Raw genomic sequence first — 16,813 nt, 5'->3', positions numbered from 1 at the left:
AGAGGCTAGCTCCGCGGGCACCGATCATGCCAGGCCCAGCCGCGCAATCGTGATCAAGCGGTTGCCGACGGTGTCCCGTCGCTGGTGGGCCGGGCGCCGGCTGATCCGTCGGGCAGGACCCGGCGGGCGATCTCGGTGAGGAGCTCGCGGGGCACCTCGACGGCGGCCTCGCCGTCGAGCACGTCGCGGAGGTCCGCGAGCGCCTCGGGGTCGGTGACGTGAAGTCCCTGGACGACGATGGTGCCGCGATCGGTCTCGTACAGGGTGGGGCAGGCGCCCGCCTCCGAGGTGGAGCCGAGGAACCGCATGCGCATGACGATCCTTTCCCCGAATGCCAGATGCAATTGCGCGCAATTGTACGCATCTGGGCGTCCGGCGTGATCCTTTTCCCGCATCGGGTTCAGCGCAACAAGCCTTCCATGATGTCGTGGGCGCGGGCGAACAGACCGAGGGTGGTCGCGTGCAGCACGTCGCCGATGTCCTTGGGCGCCTTGCCGGCGAACGCCCGCGCGTGCGTGCCCTCCAGCACGATGCCGAGCTTGAAGCAGGCCAGCACCGCGTACCAGTCGATCGCCGACAGGTCGCGCTCCGACAGCGCCGCGTAGTACGCGACCAGCTCCCGCTCCGACGGCAGCCCCGGCACGTGCCCGTTGTTCACCGGCCAGGTGGCCAGCAGCCAGCCCAGGTCGAGCAGCGGGTCGCCGATCGTGCACATCTCCCAGTCGACGATCGCCGCCACCCGGGGCCCGTCGAGGGCGTACATCAGGTTGGCGAAGTGGTAGTCGCCGTGCATGATCCCCGGGACGAACGCGGCGGGCCGGTGGCGGGTCAGCCAGTCGGCGGTGGCGTCGAGGCCCGGGATGTCGGGGCCGGGGTAGCCGTCGAGCTCGCCGTAGGAGTCGAGCTCCTTCAGCCAGCGCGGCACCTGCCGGTCGAGGAAGCCCTCCGGGCGGCCGAACCCGGGCAGCACCGCCGGATCGACCCGTCCCAGCTCGGCCAGCGCGGCGGCGGCCTCCAGGCCCATCCGGTGCCGGATCGCGGCGTCGGAGGCGTGCGGCTCGGGCAGCCCGGTCGAGGGGTTGAACCCGGCCACCGGTTCCATCAGGTAGAACACCGGCTCCCGGGCGGTCTGCGCGGCCACCAGCCGGGGCGCCGGCACCGCCGTGCCGCTCAGCGCCGCCAGCAGCCGCGCCTCGCGCCGCAGCACCTCGTTGCTCCTGGCCCTGGCGTGCAGGGGCGGCCTGCGCAGCACGTACGGCCGGCCGCCGCGTTCGAGGCGGACCATGACGTTCTGGGTGCCGCCGGGGATCGGCGCGACCTCCGTGATCGCCCCGCCCGGCAGCCCCTCGGCGTCCATCCACGCGCCGAGGTCGTCGAGGTCGATGGCGCTGACGTCGATGTGGGTGGAGGTCATGGCCGCCCTTTGACAGAACGATATTCTGGTGGCTTCAACCTACGAGAGCCCCCGACGCCCGGTCAACCCGGTGCCGGCGTGAACGGCGGGAACCGCCGCGACCGGCCGCCCGGCTATGTCAGGCGGCGCAGCGTCAGGGCAGACGTCATCCTCCATTGGGACAAGATGGGTGGATGACGTGTGTTGTGGCAGTCGATGTGGGCGGGACAACCCTCAAGGGCGGATTGATCGCCCAGGACGGCCGCATCCTCTACCGGGACCGCCGCCCCACCCCTCGCACCGAGGGGCCGGACCGCGTGATCGCGGCGATCTCCGCCTTCGTCGCCGACCTGAGCGCGCCGCGGACCGTCGCCGGCGCCCCGCTGCGCCCGGCGGCCGTGGGCCTGGCCGTGCCCGGCCTGGTCGCGTCCGGGCGGGCGGTCTTCTCGGCCGCGTTCGGCTGGCGGGACGTGCCCGCCGCGGCCTTCACCGACGGCAGGCTGCCCCTCGCCCTCGGCCACGACGTGCGCTCGGCCGGCGAGGCGGAGCTGGCGTACGGATCGGCGGCCCCCGACGCGCTCTACCTGCCCATCGGCACCGGCATCGCCGGAGCCGTCGTCCTGACCGGCTCCCTGTACGGCGGCGCCGCCGGCTGGGCCGGGCAGATCGGGCACATCCCGGTGCGTCCCGGCGGGCTCCCGTGCCCGTGCGGGCAGCGCGGCTGCCTGTCGGCCTACGCCTCGGCCGCCTCCGTCGCCGCCCGCGCCGGCGAGACCTCCGCCGAGGACGTCGTCCGCCGGGCCGCCGCCGGGGACGAGCCGGCCGCCCGCGTGTGGGCGGAGGCCGTGGAGGCGCTGGCACTGGCGCTGGCCACGTACACGCTGGTGCTGGACCCCGCGGTGATCGTCGTCGGCGGCGGCCTGTCGCTGGCCGGGGACGCCCTGCTGACCCCGCTGCGCGCCCGGCTGGCCGCGCGGCTCGCCTTCCGCCCCGCGCCCGAGGTACGGACGTCGGCGCTCGGCGTGGACGCGGGCCTGCTAGGCGCCGGGCTGCTCGGCCTGCGGGCGCTGGGGCAGCAGGGCGGCGGGCACGTCGACCACCTGGGCGCGTAGCTCCTCGCCCAGGGCCTTGGCCTGCGGATCCATCCGCGGGCTGGCCGCCACGCCCCTGCCCAGCAGCCCGTGCACGACGAAGTTGAGCGCCCTGATGTTGGGCAGCTCGTGCCGCTCGACGCGGTGGGCGGCCAGCTCCGGCAGCAGGGACGTGAGCCGGTCGGCGGTGAGGGTCGCCGCCAGCCAGGCGTACTGCTCGTCGGTCGCGACCCAGACGCCGAGGTTGGCGTCGCCGCCCTTGTCGCCGGAGCGCGCCCCCGCCACCCGGCCCAGGGGCACGCGCACGGCGGGCCCGCCGGGGGGTGCCGGAACCGGCGGCACGGGCGGCGCGGGCGGCGCGGGCGGCTCGGGGACCGGCCCGCCCGGGGGAACCGGAGGCTCCTCCTGGACGGGCAGCTCCACGCCGTCCAGGAAGACCCGCGGGCGCACCTCCGAGGCCGGCACCAGGACCGGCCAGTACACCCCGTACGGAGAGGCGTCGCCGGGCGGGGTGAGGCCATAAAAGCCCGGATAGCTGGACAGGCCGGTCTCCACGACGGCCGAGGAGAAGACCCGGCCCGCCGTGCGCCGGTCGGCGTCCATGACGGTGATCCGCAGCAGGCCCGCGTCCGTCAGCGTCACGTCCACCTGGTCGAAGGTCTCGCGCGGCACCCGCGCCCAGACGGCCTCCTCGGCGACCCGCGCCTTGGCCTCGACGTCCAGCCCGGTCAGGACGAGCGTCATCGTGTTGCGGTAGCCGGCCGGGTAGTTGACGGCGACCTTGAGCGTGTCCGGCGGCGGCTCGCCGCGCGTGCCGGAGATCAGCACCCGGTCGGGGCCGTCGTCGGCGAGCGTGATCGTGTCGAACCTGGCCACCACGTCGGGGCCCAGGTAGCGCGGGCCGCCCAGCTCGTAGACGAGCTGCGCGGTGACCGTGCCGACCGAGACCAGGCCGCCCGTGCCCGGATGCTTGGTGATCACCGCCGAGCCGTCGGCGCGCAGCTCGGCGATGGGGAAGCCGCAGTGGGCCAGGTCGGGCACGTCCTGGAAGAAGGCGTAGTTGCCGCCCGTGGCCTGGCAGCCGCACTCGATGACGTGGCCCGCGACGACCGAGCCGGCCAGCGGGTCGAGGTCGCCGGGGCCCCATCCGTACCGCCAGATGCCGGGGCCGGTGACCAGCGCGGCGTCCGTCACCCGGCCGGTCACCACGACGTCCGCGCCCGCCGACAGCGCGGCGGCGATGGGACGGCCGCCCAGGTAGGCGTTGGCGGTCAGCGGCGCGGCCGGCGCGCGCTCGCCGGTGCCCGCGTGGACCAGGTCGAGCGGGCGGCCCATGAGGTCGTCGCCGGTCACGTGGGCGACCTTGGGGGACAGGCCCAGCCGGGCGGCCAGCTCGTGCACGGCCTCGGCGCACCCGGCCGGGTCGAGGCCGCCCGCGTTCGTCACGATCCTGATGCCGCGGTCGAGACACGGGCCGAGCACGTCCTCGAGCTGGCGCAGGAACGTCGGGGCGTAGCCGGGACGGCCCTTGAGCCGGTTGCCGGCCAGGATGAGCATGGTCAGCTCGGCCAGCCAGTCGCCGGTGAGCACGTCGATCGGGCCGCCCTCGACCATCTCCCTGGCCGCCGAGAGCCGGTCGCCGTAGAAGCCGCTGCAGTTCGCGACGCGCAGCGCCATCACGGCACCCACTTGGGCGGGCGCTTGTCCATGAACGCCGCGATGCCCTCCTGCCCCTCCGCCGAGGTGAACCGCTCGGCCGACAGCTCGCTCATCCGCCGCAGGCCCTCCTCGAACGAGACCGCCGGGACCTCCCGCACCAGCCGCTTGGTGATGGCCAGCGCCTCCGGGCCGCCCCTGGCCAGCATCCCCGCGTAGTGGCGCACGGTCGCGTCGAGCTCGTCCTCCGGGACGGCCCTGGTCAGCAGGCCGATGCGGGCCGCCGTGGCGGCGTCGAACACCTCGCCGGTCAGGAAGTACTCGGCCGCCGCCCGCGGGTCGAGCCGGCGCAGCACGGGCACCGAGATCATCGCCGGCACCACCCCGAGCCGCACCTCGGTGAACGCGAACGACGCCGTGTCCGGCGCGATCGCGAAGTCGCACGCGGCGACCAGGCCGAGGCCGCCCGCGCGGGCCGTGCCGTTCAGGCGGCAGATCACCGGCTTCGGGCTCTCCCAGAGCAGCGTCATGATCTCCGGGAAGGACGCCGTCACCGGCGCGTCCGCGTCGCCGCGCTGCTCCTTCAGGTCGGCGCCCGAGCAGAACACCCGGCCCGTGCCGGTCAGCACGATCACCCGGGCGCCCGGCTCGGCCAGCGCCCAGCGCAGGTGCTCGGCCAGCTCGGCCAGCAGCCGCCGGGACAACGCGTTGCGGTTGGCCGGCGAGTCGAGCGTGACGGTGGCCACGCCGTCCGCCAGCTCCCTGTGCACCAGGCTCGTCATGTGGTCTCCTCCTGGATGATCGCCAGCACGGCCCCGGCTTCGACCTGCTGACCCTGCTCGACGCGTACGTCCGACACCACGCCGCCCGCCGGGGCGGCGATGCGATGCTCCATCTTCATCGCCTCCAGCACCAGGACCGGCTGGCCCCGGGCCACCGTGTCGCCCGCGGCCACCTCGACCCGCAGCACGCTGCCCGGCATGGGCGCGAGCAGCGAGCCGGGGGCGACGTGCTCGACCGGCTCGGGCAGCAGTGGCACCGGCGTCAGCACGGCCGCGCCCATGGGGGAGTCGACGTAGACGCGCTCGTCGCCGTCGTACCGGGCGACCTGGAACGTCCGCCGCAGGCCGTCGTGTTCCAGGACCACCTCCTCCGGCCGCGCGGAGACCACCGTGACGCCCGCGGGCAGCGGGTCGTAGACGACGTCGGCCTCCTCGAACCGGGCGCGGGCGGGCTGCGAGCGCACGTTGCGCCAGCCGCCGGGCAGCCCGGCCAGGACGGGGGCGTCGCGCCGGTGCGCGGCGGCCATGGCGAGCGCGGCGGCCAGCGCCGGCAGGCCGCTGTCTCCGGCAGGCGGGGACGACGGCGATGACAGCGGGCCGCCGGGGGAGAGGAAGGCGGTGTTCGTCTCGCCCGCGAGGAAGGCCGGGTCGGTCACGATCTCCAGCAGCAGGCCGCGGTTGGTGGTGAGGCCGTGCAGCCGGGCCCCGCGCAGGGACGCGGCCAGCTTCCGCGCCGCCTCCGCCCGCGTCCCGCCGTGCGCGACGATCTTGGCCAGCATCGCGTCGTAGTGCGGCGACACCTGCGACCCGGACTCGACGCCCGAGTCGACCCGGACGTCACCCGGCACCTCGAACCGGCGCAGCACGCCCGTCTGGGGCACGTAGGCGGCGTCCTCGGCGTACAGCCGCACCTCGATGGCGTGGCCGCGCGGCGCGGGCGGCTCAGGCGGCAGCGCCGCGCCCTCAGCCACCTCCAGCTGCAGCCGGACGAGATCGACGCCGAACACCAGCTCGGTGACCGGATGCTCGACCTGGAGCCGGGTGTTCATCTCCAGGAACGCCACCCGCTCGCCCTTGACCAGGAACTCCACCGTGCCGGCCCCGACGTAGCCGATCCGCCGGGCCGCGCGCACGGCCGCCGCGCACAGCAGCTCGCGGGTGCGCTCCGAGATCCCCGGCGACGGGCACTCCTCGACGACCTTCTGGTGCCTGCGCTGGACGCTGCACTCCCGCTCGCCCAACGCCCACACCGTGCCGTGCCCGTCGGCCAGCACCTGCACCTCGACGTGCCGGGCGGCCTCCAGCAGCGGCTCGGCGAACACGGCGCCGTCGCCGAAGGCCGCCTGCGCCTCCCGCCGCGCCGACTCCACCTCGGCGGCCAGCTCGCCGGCGTGCCTGACGATCCGCATCCCGCGCCCGCCCCCGCCCGCGGACGCCTTCACCAGCAGCGGGAACTCGCCCGGCGCGGCCAGGTCGAGCGAGGGCAGCACCGGCACCCCGGCCTCGGCCATCAGCCGCTTGGCCGCGATCTTCGAGCCCATCGCCTCGATCGCCTCGGGCGGCGGCCCCACCCACGTGAGCCCGGCGTCCAGCACGGCCCGCGCGAACGCGGCGTTCTCCGACAGGAACCCGTAGCCCGGGTGCACCGCGTCGGCGCCGGAGACCCGGCACGCCTCGATGATCCGGTCCACCGCCAGATAGGTTTCGGCCGGATGGGCCCCCGGCAGGCGGACGGCGAGGTCGGCCTCGCGGGCGTGCGGCGCGCCGGAGTCGGCGTCGGAGAAGACGGCGACCGTGGAGACGCCGAGCGCGCGGCAGGTGCGGAAGACCCGGCGGGCGATCTCGCCCCGGTTGGCCACCAGCAGACGGGTGATCACGGGCGGAACACCCCGAACCCCGCCGCGGGCGGCACCGGCGCGCTGTTGACCGCCGACAGGCACATCCCCAGCACCGTACGGGTGTCGCGCGGGTCGATCACCCCGTCGTCGTAGAGCCGCCCCGACAGGAAGAACGGCAACGACTCCGCCTCGATCTGGGACTCCACCATGGCCCGCATCGCCGCGTCGGCCTCCTCGTCGTAGACCTGCCCCCTGGCCTGCGCCGCGGCCCGGCCGACGATCGACAGCACCCCGGCGAGCTGGGCCGGGCCCATCACCGCCGACTTGGCGCTCGGCCAGCTGAACAGGAAGCGGGGGTCGTAGGCGCGCCCGCACATGCCGTAGTTGCCGGCGCCGTAGGAGGCGCCCATGACGACGGTCAGGTGGGGCACGGTCGAGTTCGACACGGCGTTGATCATCATGGCGCCGTGCTTGATGATGCCGCCCTGCTCGTACTCCTTGCCCACCATGTAGCCGGTGGTGTTCTGCAGGAACAGCAGCGGCGTGCGCGACTGGTTCGCGAGCTGGATGAACTGGGTGGCCTTCTGCGACTCCTGGCTGAACAGCACCCCGCGCGCGTTGGCCAGCACCCCCACCGGGTAACCGTGGACGCGCGCCCAGCCGGTGACCAGCGAGGGGCCGTACAGGGGCTTGAACTCCTCGAACTCGCTGCCGTCCACCACGCGGGCGAGCACCTCGCGCGGGTCGAAGGGGATCTTCAGGTCCTCCGGGACGATCCCCAGCAGCTCGTCGGCCGGGTAGGCGGGCTCGCGGGCGGGCAGCGGCGCCACGCCCTGCTTGCGCCAGTTGAGCGAGCGCACGACGGCGCGGCCGATGCGCAGCGCGTCGTGCTCGTCCTCGGCCAGGTAGTCGGCCAGGCCGCTGGTCCTGGCGTGCATCTCGGCGCCGCCCAGCGACTCGTCGTCGGACTCCTCGCCGGTGGCCATCTTCACCAGCGGCGGCCCGCCCAGGAACACCTTGGCGCGGTCGCGGACCATCACCACGTAGTCGCTCATGCCGGGCACGTACGCGCCGCCGGCCGTGGAGTTGCCGAAGACCAGCGCCACCGTCGGGACGCCCGCCGCTGACAGCCGCGTCAGGTCGCGGAAGATCCGGCCGCCCGGGATGAAGATCTCCTTCTGCGTCGGCAGGTCGGCGCCGCCGCTCTCGACCAGGTTGACGTACGGCAGCCGGTTGGCCAGCGCGATGTCGGCCGCGCGCAGCGACTTGCGCAGCGTCCACGGGTTGGACGCGCCGCCCCTGACCGTGGGGTCGTTCGCGGTGATCAGGCACTCGACGCCCTCGATCACCCCGATGCCGGTCACCATGCCCGCGCCCACCTGGAACTCGCTGCCCCACGCGGCCAGCGGCGACAGCTCCAGGAACGGCGAGTCGGGGTCGATCAGCAGCTCGACGCGCTCCCTGGCGAGCAGCTTGCCGCGCCGGCGGTGGCGCTCGACGTACTTCTCGCCGCCACCCGCCACCGCCTTGGCGTGCTCGGCGTCGAGCTCGGCCAGCTTGGCGAGCATGGCCGCGCGCCGGGCCAGGTGTTCGGCGTCGCGCGGGTCGAGCCGGCTCCTGATCACACGGCCTCCTGTCGTGAAGTCGACGCGGGCGTCAGCCCGATGGCCCGCGCCCACAGCCGGGTCAGGTGGTCGACGGCGTCCTGCTCGCCGGCCCGCTCCCCGAGATCCAGCCACACGTGGGCGAAGTGCTCGACCATGCCGCCCAGCATGACGGCCGTCAGCCGCGGGTCGAGCGAGGGGTCGGCCAGGCCCTGCTCCTGCAGCCGGCGCAGCCCGTCGGCGCCGCGCCGGACGAACGCCTCGCGCAGCTCCAGCACCAGCCGGCCGAAGCGGGCGTCGGCGTCGGCGGCGTGCTCCACCATGCGGACCAGGCGCGAGTTGGCCGCCCAGGCCCGCAGGTAGAGGCGGTTGGCGGCCTCGATGCGGGCGTAGGGGTCGCCGGAGGCGGCGTCGCCGACCGCGCTCGCCGCGAACATCTCGCCGACCACCGTCTGCGCCACCTCCCCGAACAGCGACTCCTTGGAGTCGAAGTACGTGTAGAAGGTGCCGTGGGAGACCCCGGCCCGCGCGCACACGTCGTCGATCCGCACGGCGTCGTACCCGTGCTCCTCGAACGCCTCACGCCCGGCCGCGAGCAACGTGGCCCGCGTGCGCTTGCCGCGCAGGGTCAGGGACCTGACGATCACGTCAGTCACCGTAGCGAGCGGGACGCGCGGAAGGAAGGGGTCCCGCCGCGCGCCGTCACGTCAGGTGCAGTGGCTCCAGCCGGACTTCCAGCTCAGCGAGTTCCACGAACCGCCCCAGATCACGCACTTCTTCACGGCCGCCAGCCGGACCGGGCCCGCGTACGCGGTGAACTTGCCCGGGTTGCCGCCGCTCGCGCCGCCCTTGACCTGGAGGGTGGCGTTCATGGAGACCTTGCCGGGATAGACCAGCTTCGACATCGTGACCACGCAGTTCTTGCCCGCGCCGGTGTTGTAGAGCAGGTAGATCGTGGCCGAGGTGCCCAGCGCGTGCTTGTCGATCACCTTGTAGCCGGAGCCGCAGACGGTCACCACGTTGTAGGTGTTCGGCTTGGGCGTGGCGGTCGGCTTGGGCGTGGCGGTCGGCTTCACGGTCGGCTTGGTCGTCGCCGGCTTCTTGGCCGGGCCCGGGACCGTGGTCGTGGGGCCGGGGGTCGGGGTGGCGTCCGGCTGGTCCTCGCCGTCGATCAGCCCCGTCGGTTTCTTCGTCTTGGTGGGGGTGGGCTTGTGCGTGGGGTGCTTGCTCGCCGGGTGGGCCGTCGCCGTCACGGTCGTCACCGGGTTCGGGACCGCGATGACGGGTTCCTTGGTGTGCTCGGCCTTCTTGGGCGGCTCGGCCTGGCCGACGTCCAGCGTGGGGACGGGCTCGCCGGTCTCCGCCGGGAGGATCGGGTCCGGGGTCACCTCGGCGACCGGCGGCTCGGGCTGCCCGGCGCCCTGCCCGTCGCCTGTGGGGTTCTGGGAGGTGGTGCCGGTGGCGGTCACGGCGGTCTTGCCGCTGTTGGCCTGAACCACGACGGCGCCCGCCACCACCAGCAGCGCGGCGGCGGCCGCGCCGGAGAGGGCGAGAGTCAGCGTCCGCCGCTGCTTGTCGGGCGCCTTGCCGGACGTCTCGCCCTGCGCCCCACCGGGACCGCCGACCCTGGTCGCGCCCGCGTTCGCCGCCTGAGGCCCACCGGGGTGCCCCGCCTGGGGGCCGCCGGGATGTCCCGCCTGAGGAGCGCCCGGCATGCCGCCGTGCTGGTGCCCGTGCGGCACCGCACCCTGCGCGGCCGGCCCGCCCATGCCACTGGCGTGGGGACCGCCGGGAACGCCGCCGGGCGTGCCTCCGTGAGGCGCGCCCGGGGAGCCGGCGGGGGCGCCGCCGTGAGGGGCGCCCGTCTGGGGCCCGCCCGGTGTGTGCGGACCGCCGGGAACGCCGGCCTGCGGTACGCCCGGGGCTCCGGCCTGCGGGGCGCCCGGGTGGGGGACGCCCTGGGCGGCGCCGGGCATGGCGCCCGCGTGGGGGCCGCCCGGCGCGCCGGGTCTGGCCGGGACGCCCTGAGGGCCGCCCGCCGAACCTTGGGGGCCCGCCGCGCCCTGAGGGCCGCCCGCCGGTCCCTGCGGGACGCCGGGGGCGGGACGGTGGTCGGGGCCGGGCTGCCGGGGCACGGCGTTGGTGCCGGTGGGCTGGGTCCAGGGACCGGGGTAGGCGTCCTGCGCAGCACCGGAAGGGCCATTCGCCGGGCTGTTCGGAGGGCCGGCCTGGGCGGGCACGGCCGGGGTGGCGGTCGCGCCGGTGACCGGCTCGATGGCGGCCTTGGGAGCGGGCTGGCCCGTGAGCCGGACGATCAGCTCGTCGGCGCTCGGCCGCTGCGCCGGGTCCTTCGACAGGCACAGGCCCACCAGCGCGGCGAGCTCGCCCTCCATCCCGCCGAGCTGCGGCTCCTCGTTCAGGATGCGGTTCATCACCACGGGGATCGAGTCGGCCCCGAACGCGGGCTTGCCGGTGGCCGCGTACACCATCGTGACGCCCCACGCGAAGACGTCGGCCGCCTCCGACACGGCGGCCCCGCTGAGCTGCTCCGGCGCCAGGTACGACGGCGTCCCCATCGCCATCCCCGTGGCCGTCGCGCCGGGGGAGTCCAGCGCGCGGGCGATGCCGAAGTCGATCACGACCGGCCCCTCGGGGCCCATGAGCACGTTCGCGGGCTTGAAGTCGCGGTGCAGGATCCCGGCCCGGTGGATGGCCGCCAGCGCGGTGGCCGTGCTGATCGCGAGCCGTTCCAGCGCCGCGCCCCGCCGCGGGCCCTCGTTGATGACGAGCTCGCGCAGCGAGGGGCCGGGCACGTACTCGCTCACGATGTACGGGCGGCTCCCGTCGAGGTCGGCGTGCAGGACGGGCGCGGTGCAGAACCGGGCGACCCGCTGCGCCACCGCCACCTCGCGCAGGAACCTGGTCCGCGCGTCGGCGTCGGCCACGAGGGCGTTGTGCAGCAGCTTGACGGCGACCTGGTCCCCCGAGTCGCTCTTGCCCAGATAGACGACGCCTTGACCACCCTCGCCGAGCCGGGCGACGATGTCGTACGCCCCCAGCCGCCGCGGGTCGTCCGCCGCCAACGGCTGGAACTGATTCACGTCGACCCCCATGACAACCAATAGATGGGGCAAAACGCTACCAGCGTGACATGTGGGACGTCTGCCGGACCTGTAAGTAAGTTTCGCCTTTTGACGGCACATGTCAGTGTTTCGTCGCAGGTCGTGTCCGCGCCGGAGCCCAAGGTCACGGCTTGGCAAATTCAGATGGCCTTGCCCGGGTTCATGATGCCCAGCGGGTCGAAGACCGCCTTGATGCCGTGCTGCACCTCGGCCGCCACCGGCCCGGACTCCAGCCCCAGCCAGCGCCGCTTGAGCACGCCCACGCCGTGCTCGCCGGTCAGCGTGCCGCCGAGCGAGAGCGCGTGCCGGAACACCTCGTCGGCCGCGGCCCACACCTGCGGGGGCGGTTCAGGCGTGCCGTGCTCGAAGATGAAGACCGGGTGCAGGTTGCCGTCGCCGGCGTGGGCGACCGTGCAGATCCGCACGCCGTGCCGGGCCGCCGCCGCCTCGATCGCGGTGATCATCTCAGGCAGCGCCGAGCGCGGCACGCACACGTCCTCGACCAGGCACGCCCCCAGCCGCTCCTTGGCCTGGTAGGCCATCCTGCGCAGCCCGACCAGCTCCTCGGTCTCCTGCGGACTGGAGGAGACGGCCACGAACGAGGCGCCGTTGTCCAGGCAGAGCCGTTCCATGCGGGCGGCCACGGCCGGGCCGTCGGTCGCGTCGGACTGGCCGATCAGCATGGCCTGCGTGGCCGGTTCGAGCCCGATGTTGCGCCAGTCGTCGATGGCCTCCAGCGTGGCGCGGTCCAGCAGCTCCATCAGCGAGGGCTGGCAGCCCGCGGCCATGATCGCCGACACGGCCGCGCCCGCCTCGCGCAGCGAGCCGAACTCGGCGGCGAACGTGGCCGGCGGCGCGACCGGCGCCCGCCGCAGCCGCACGGTGGCCGCCGTGATCACGCCCAGCGTGCCCTCCGAGCCGACGAACAGGCCGGTCAGGTCGTAGCCGGTGACGCCCTTCATCGTGCGCCGGCCGGTGTTCAGGATCCGCCCGTCGGCCAGCACGACCTCAAGGCCGAGCGTGGCGTCCCTGGTGACGCCGTACTTCACGCAGCGCAGGCCGCCGGCGTTGGTGGCCAGGTTCCCGCCGATCGTGGAGATCTCGTACGACGAGGGGTCCGGCGCGTACATGAGCCCGTGCTCGCGGGCGGCGCGGTCGAGGTCGGCGGTGATGACCCCCGGCTCCACCACGGCGATCTCGTCGGCGGGGGAGAGCTCCCTGATGGCCGTCATCCTGGCCAGCGACAACACGATCGTCCCGTCGCCGGCGGTGGCCGCGCCCGCCAGGCCCGTGCCGGCGCCGCGCGGCACGACCGGCACCCGGTGCTCGGTGGCCCACCGCAGGGTCGTCACCACGTCCTCGCGCGAGGCGGCGAGCACCACGCCGAGCGGCTTGCCCGGCTCGACGAACGTGCGGTCGCGGGCGTAGGAGTCGATCACGTCCGGGTCGGTCAGCACGCGAGCTTCGGACAGCGAGTTCACCAGGGCATCAATCGGTCTCACACCTGCACCCTACGGTTTGCGCGGACCGTTCCTTAAGGCCAGACTGCCCTGGGTGGAAGTCAGGTGCCCGGTATGTACGCAGGCTGACCAGCTCGTCGCGGTTCCGGGCGCGGTCGCTGCGGGGACGACATACCGGATCGGAAGGGTCAGGCTGCCCGGCCAGCGCGAAGTCGCCGACCTGCCGACCGCGCCGTCGATGGGCGCGTCGAAGCACGTCATGAGCCGTACGCAGCTCGCGGTGTGGATGTCGTTCCCCAGCCGCCACTACACGCCCTGGGCCAGGAACCAGGGGTGGATCATGCTCGGCGCGGCGGCCCTGGTGCATCTCGTCGTGTCGCTGGTGATCGCGATGGGCAAGGACTCGCAGTGGAGCGAGGTGCTGCTCGCGCCGTTCTGCCTCACCGGGCTGTTCTGGGGGCTCGGGCTGCTGTTCGTGCTCGGCGCGCGCGGCGCCCGCAGGCGCGACCACGCCGAGGCCCCGGCCCGGGAGAAGGCGCTGGCCGTGTGGGAACGGCTGTACTACTGCGCCCGCGACAACGTCGCGTTCGAGCCGGGGGTCGGCGTCTCGTTCCATCCGGGCGAGACGCGCGAGTACATCTTCGGCTTCCGGGGCCGGGCGATCTAGCCGCGCTCCTCCGCCACCAGGCGGACGCAGACGGCCAGGCCGTCGATGGCCTGCTCCAGCTCGTCCAGCTCGGGGAAGGTGGGGGCGATGCGGATCGTGCGGTCGGCCGGGTCCTGGCCGTAGGGGTGGGTGGCGCCGGCCGGGGTGAGCGCGATGCCCGCGGCCTTGGCCCTGGCCACGACCTCGGCGGCGTGCGGCACCTCCAGGCTGATGAAGTAGCCGCCGCGCGGGCTGGTCCAGGTGGCCAGGTCGCCGAGCCGCTCGGTCAGCACCTTGTCGACCAGCTCGAACTTCGGGCCGATCAGCTCGGCGTGCCGCCGCATGTGCGCGGCCACGCCCGCGGCGTCGCGCAGGAACTCCACGTGCCGGAGCTGGTTGAGCTTGTCGGGGCCGATGGACTGCTTGGCGGTGTTGGCGAGGAACCACTCCACGTTCGCCGGCGAGGAGCCGAAGAACGACACGCCCGAGCCCGCGTACGTCACCTTCGAGGTGGAGGCGTAGACGAACATGCGGTCGGCGTTGCCGTGCCCGGCCGCCAGCGCGAGCAGGTCGGCCAGCTCGTCCGGCGTGTCGGTGAGGTGGTGGACGGCGTAGGCGTTGTCCCACATGATCCGGAAGTCGGGGGCGGCCGTCGGCATGGCGGCCAGCCTGCGCACGGTCTCGTCGCTGTAGGTGACGCCGGACGGGTTGCTGTACTTCGGCACGCACCAGATGCCCTTGACCGCCGGGTCCGCGGCGACCAGGCGCTCCACGACGTCCATGTCGGGGCCGTCGGCGTTCATCGGGACGGCCGTCATCTTGATGCCGAGGCGCTCGCAGATGGTGAAATGCCGGTCGTAGCCAGGCACCGGGCACAGGAACGTGATCTCCGGCTCCTCGACCCAGCGGCGCTCGGCCCCCGGCACCTTCGACAGCAGCGCGTGCACGATCGTGTCGTGCATCAGCGTCAGGCTGGAGTTGCCGCCCACGACGAGCTGCCCGGCCGGCACCTGCACCAGCGGCGCGAAGATCTCGCGCAGCTCGGGCAGGCCCTGGAGGTTGCCGTAGTTGCGGCCGTCGGTGCCGTCGGCGGCCTTGACGGAGGTGGGCAGCCTGAGCATGCCGTCGGAGAGATCGAGCTGGCGCGGTGACGGCTTGCCCCGGGTGAGGTCGAGCGAGAGCCCCCGCTGGACGAGGGCGGCGTAGTCACTCTGTGCGGTCACGAGATCTCTCCTCCGAGTCGGTTCGGTCCAAAGGATAGAAGACATCCACAAGGGAGCCGGTAATCGCCCGGCATGTGGGACACCGGTTCAAAGACGTTCCCAAGAAGCGCTTCCACTCCGGCGATCGCCGGAGTGGAATGGAGGACATCGGGGCAGGCACAACTCCGCGAAGGAGGGAGCAGCCGTGACGACTGTTCGGGACACCTCGATCGAGCAGGTCAGGCGCCGCCGTACCGGGACCGTCATCGCCTCCTGGCTCTCGACGACCGACCACAAGGTCATCGGGTACCTCTACCTGATCACCTCCTTCGGCTTCTTCCTCGTCGCGGGCGTCATGGCCATGCTGATCAGGGCCGAGCTGGCGCAGCCCGGCATGCAGGTGGTCAGCCAGCAGCTGTACAACCAGCTGTTCACCATCCACGGCACGGTGATGCTGCTGCTGTTCGCCACGCCGCTGTTCGCCGGGTTCGCCAACGTGGTCATGCCGCTGCAGATCGGCGCGCCCGACGTGGCCTTCCCCCGGCTGAACGCGGTGGCGTACTGGCTGTTCCTGTTCGGCGGGCTCATGGTGGTGGCGGGCTTCCTCACCCCGGGCGGGGCCGCCGACTTCGGCTGGTTCGCCTACACGCCGCTGTCGTCGGCCATCCACTCGCCGCAGGTCGGCGGCGATCTGTGGATCATGGGCCTGGTGATGTCCGGGCTCGGCACGATCCTCGGCGCGGTGAACTTCATCTCGACGATCATCGGCATGCGGGCCCCGGGCATGACCATGTTCCGCCTGCCGATCTTCACCTGGAACGTGCTGCTGACCAGCATGCTCGTGCTGATGGCCTTCCCCGTGCTGGCCGCCGCGCTGCTGGTGCTGGAGTCGGACCGCAAGCTCGGCACGCACGTCTTCGACGGCGCGAACGGCGGGCCGCTGCTGTGGCAGCACCTGTTCTGGTTCTTCGGTCATCCCGAGGTCTACATCATCGCGCTGCCGTTCTTCGGGATCGTCACCGAGGTGATCCCGGTGTTCAGCCGCAAGCCGATCTTCGGCTACCTGAGCCTGGTCGGGGCCACCATCGCCATCGCCGGGCTGTCGATGACCGTGTGGGCGCACCACATGTTCGCGACCGGGCAGGTGCTGCTGCCGTTCTTCTCGTTCATGACGTTCCTCATCGCGGTGCCGACGGGCGTGAAGTTCTTCAACTGGATCGGCACGATGTGGCGCGGCCATCTGTCGTTCGAGACGCCGATGCTGTTCGCGGTGGGGTTCCTGGTCACCTTCCTGATCGGCGGGCTGACCGGCGTCATCCTGGCCTCGCCGCCGCTGGACTTCCAGATCAGCGACACCTACTTCGTCGTCGCCCACTTCCACTACGTGGTCTTCGGCACGGTGGTGTTCGCCATGTTCGCCGGCTTCTACTTCTGGTGGCCGAAGATGACCGGCAAGATGCTCGACGACCGGCTCGGCAAGGTGCACTTCTGGACGTTGTTCGCCGGCTTCCACACCACGTTCCTCGTCCAGCACTGGCTCGGCCAGCTCGGCATGCCGCGCCGGTACGCCGACTACAGCGCGGCCGACGGCTTCACCGCGCTCAACGAGCTCTCCTCGGCCGGGGCGTTCCTGCTCGGCGCCTCGACGCTGCCGTTCCTCTACAACGTGTACCGGACGGCCAGGCACGCGCCCAGGGTCACGCTCGACGACCCCTGGGGCTACGGCAACTCGCTGGAATGGGCGACCTCCTGCCCGCCGCCGCGGCACAACTTCACCGGCATGCCGCCGATCCGCTCCGAGCGGCCCGCGTTCGACCTGCACTACCCGCACGAGCACGCGACGCCCGCCGTGGAGCCGGACCCCGGCCCCGAGCAGCCGCCCCCGGTGCTCGCCGCCGACTGACCAGCCGGCCGAGCCGGCCTTTCAAGATCGCGTCGTTCCGTTTATGCCGGGCCATTGCGGGCGATGCCGCCGCGGCAATTCTGTTGGTCAAAATGTCGTAGTTTGATCACGTTTCA

At 73.2% G+C, this 16,813-nt stretch carries 13 protein-coding genes; 3 read left to right on the top strand and 10 right to left on the bottom strand.

Features of this window, described 5'->3' with window-relative positions; translation table 11 throughout:
* Positions 1 to 53: 53 nt before the first annotated feature.
* On the bottom strand, positions 54 to 314 hold the full coding sequence (locus tag ABT158_RS24515; RefSeq protein ID WP_352357014.1) for a hypothetical protein: 261 nt from the start codon (positions 312 to 314) through the stop codon (positions 54 to 56).
* 86 nt (positions 315 to 400) lie between these two features.
* On the bottom strand, positions 401 to 1,414 hold the full coding sequence (locus ABT158_RS24510) for a phosphotransferase family protein (protein WP_352357012.1): 1,014 nt from the start codon (positions 1,412 to 1,414) through the stop codon (positions 401 to 403).
* A gap of 185 nt (positions 1,415 to 1,599) precedes the next feature.
* Here ABT158_RS24510 and ABT158_RS24505 point away from each other — a divergent pair, with 185 nt between their 5' ends.
* Positions 1,600 to 2,505, top strand: a complete 906-nt coding sequence (locus ABT158_RS24505; RefSeq protein WP_352357010.1) for an ROK family protein — start codon at positions 1,600 to 1,602, stop codon at positions 2,503 to 2,505.
* Here the strand turns inward: ABT158_RS24505 and ABT158_RS24500 are convergent.
* The 7 genes from ABT158_RS24500 to ABT158_RS24470 all read right to left on the bottom strand — a co-directional run bounded on the left by ABT158_RS24500 (position 2,431) and on the right by ABT158_RS24470 (position 12,988).
* A complete protein-coding gene (locus ABT158_RS24500; protein ID WP_352357008.1) occupies positions 2,431 to 4,161 on the bottom strand; it encodes an acyclic terpene utilization AtuA family protein in 1,731 nt (576 codons plus the stop codon). The two genes, ABT158_RS24505 and ABT158_RS24500, sit on opposite strands and share 75 nt — an antisense overlap.
* On the bottom strand, positions 4,161 to 4,922 hold the full coding sequence (locus tag ABT158_RS24495; protein WP_352320246.1) for an enoyl-CoA hydratase-related protein: 762 nt from the start codon (positions 4,920 to 4,922) through the stop codon (positions 4,161 to 4,163). The genes ABT158_RS24500 and ABT158_RS24495 overlap by 1 nt, the downstream gene beginning before the upstream one ends.
* A complete protein-coding gene (locus ABT158_RS24490; protein WP_352357006.1) occupies positions 4,919 to 6,799 on the bottom strand; it encodes an ATP-binding protein in 1,881 nt (626 codons plus the stop codon). Before ABT158_RS24490 ends, ABT158_RS24495 begins: the two co-directional genes overlap by 4 nt.
* On the bottom strand, positions 6,796 to 8,328 hold the full coding sequence (locus tag ABT158_RS24485) for an acyl-CoA carboxylase subunit beta (protein WP_352357198.1): 1,533 nt from the start codon (positions 8,326 to 8,328) through the stop codon (positions 6,796 to 6,798). The genes ABT158_RS24490 and ABT158_RS24485 overlap by 4 nt, the downstream gene beginning before the upstream one ends.
* A 53-nt stretch (positions 8,329 to 8,381) precedes the next feature.
* Entirely contained in the window at positions 8,382 to 9,011 is a 630-nt protein-coding gene (locus ABT158_RS24480; RefSeq protein ID WP_352357004.1) for a TetR/AcrR family transcriptional regulator, read from the bottom strand.
* A gap of 60 nt (positions 9,012 to 9,071) precedes the next feature.
* Entirely contained in the window at positions 9,072 to 11,465 is a 2,394-nt protein-coding gene (locus tag ABT158_RS24475) for a protein kinase domain-containing protein (protein ID WP_352357002.1), read from the bottom strand.
* A gap of 161 nt (positions 11,466 to 11,626) precedes the next feature.
* Entirely contained in the window at positions 11,627 to 12,988 is a 1,362-nt protein-coding gene (locus ABT158_RS24470; protein WP_352357000.1) for an FAD-binding oxidoreductase, read from the bottom strand.
* Positions 12,989 to 13,040: 52 nt separating this feature from the next.
* Between ABT158_RS24470 and ABT158_RS24465 the strand changes: the two genes are divergently transcribed.
* Positions 13,041 to 13,613 carry a hypothetical protein gene (locus ABT158_RS24465; RefSeq protein WP_352356998.1) on the top strand — a complete coding sequence of 191 codons (573 nt, stop codon included), beginning with the start codon at positions 13,041 to 13,043 and terminating at the stop codon, positions 13,611 to 13,613.
* Here ABT158_RS24465 and ABT158_RS24460 read toward each other — a convergent pair.
* The gene (locus ABT158_RS24460; RefSeq protein ID WP_352356996.1) at positions 13,610 to 14,860 is read right to left on the bottom strand and encodes an aspartate aminotransferase type Ic; all 1,251 of its coding nucleotides are present in this window, start codon (positions 14,858 to 14,860) and stop codon (positions 13,610 to 13,612) included. The two genes, ABT158_RS24465 and ABT158_RS24460, sit on opposite strands and share 4 nt — an antisense overlap.
* A gap of 139 nt (positions 14,861 to 14,999) precedes the next feature.
* On the opposite strand from ABT158_RS24460, the gene ctaD reads away from it, so the two are divergent.
* Positions 15,000 to 16,697, top strand: coding sequence for an aa3-type cytochrome oxidase subunit I (ctaD, locus tag ABT158_RS24455; RefSeq protein ID WP_352356994.1), 1,698 nt, complete (start codon positions 15,000 to 15,002; stop codon positions 16,695 to 16,697).
* Positions 16,698 to 16,813: the final 116 nt, after the last annotated feature.

Origin of the sequence: Nonomuraea sp. NPDC001636 (assembly GCF_040298265.1) — a bacterium.
GTDB lineage: Bacteria > Actinomycetota > Actinomycetes > Streptosporangiales > Streptosporangiaceae > Nonomuraea.
This window is presented reverse-complemented; position numbering and strand designations above follow the sequence as displayed.

Coding starts and splice junctions, on each gene's coding strand:
- ABT158_RS24515 (WP_352357014.1), bottom strand. CDS start 314: ATGCGCATGCGGTTCCTCGGCTCCACCTCGGAGGCGGGCGCCTGCCCC.
- ABT158_RS24510 (WP_352357012.1), bottom strand. CDS start 1,414: ATGACCTCCACCCACATCGACGTCAGCGCCATCGACCTCGACGACCTC.
- ABT158_RS24500 (WP_352357008.1), bottom strand. CDS start 4,161: ATGGCGCTGCGCGTCGCGAACTGCAGCGGCTTCTACGGCGACCGGCTC.
- ABT158_RS24495 (WP_352320246.1), bottom strand. CDS start 4,922: ATGACGAGCCTGGTGCACAGGGAGCTGGCGGACGGCGTGGCCACCGTC.
- ABT158_RS24485 (WP_352357198.1), bottom strand. CDS start 8,328: ATGCTCGCCAAGCTGGCCGAGCTCGACGCCGAGCACGCCAAGGCGGTG.
- ABT158_RS24460 (WP_352356996.1), bottom strand. CDS start 14,860: ATGTCTTCTATCCTTTGGACCGAACCGACTCGGAGGAGAGATCTCGTG.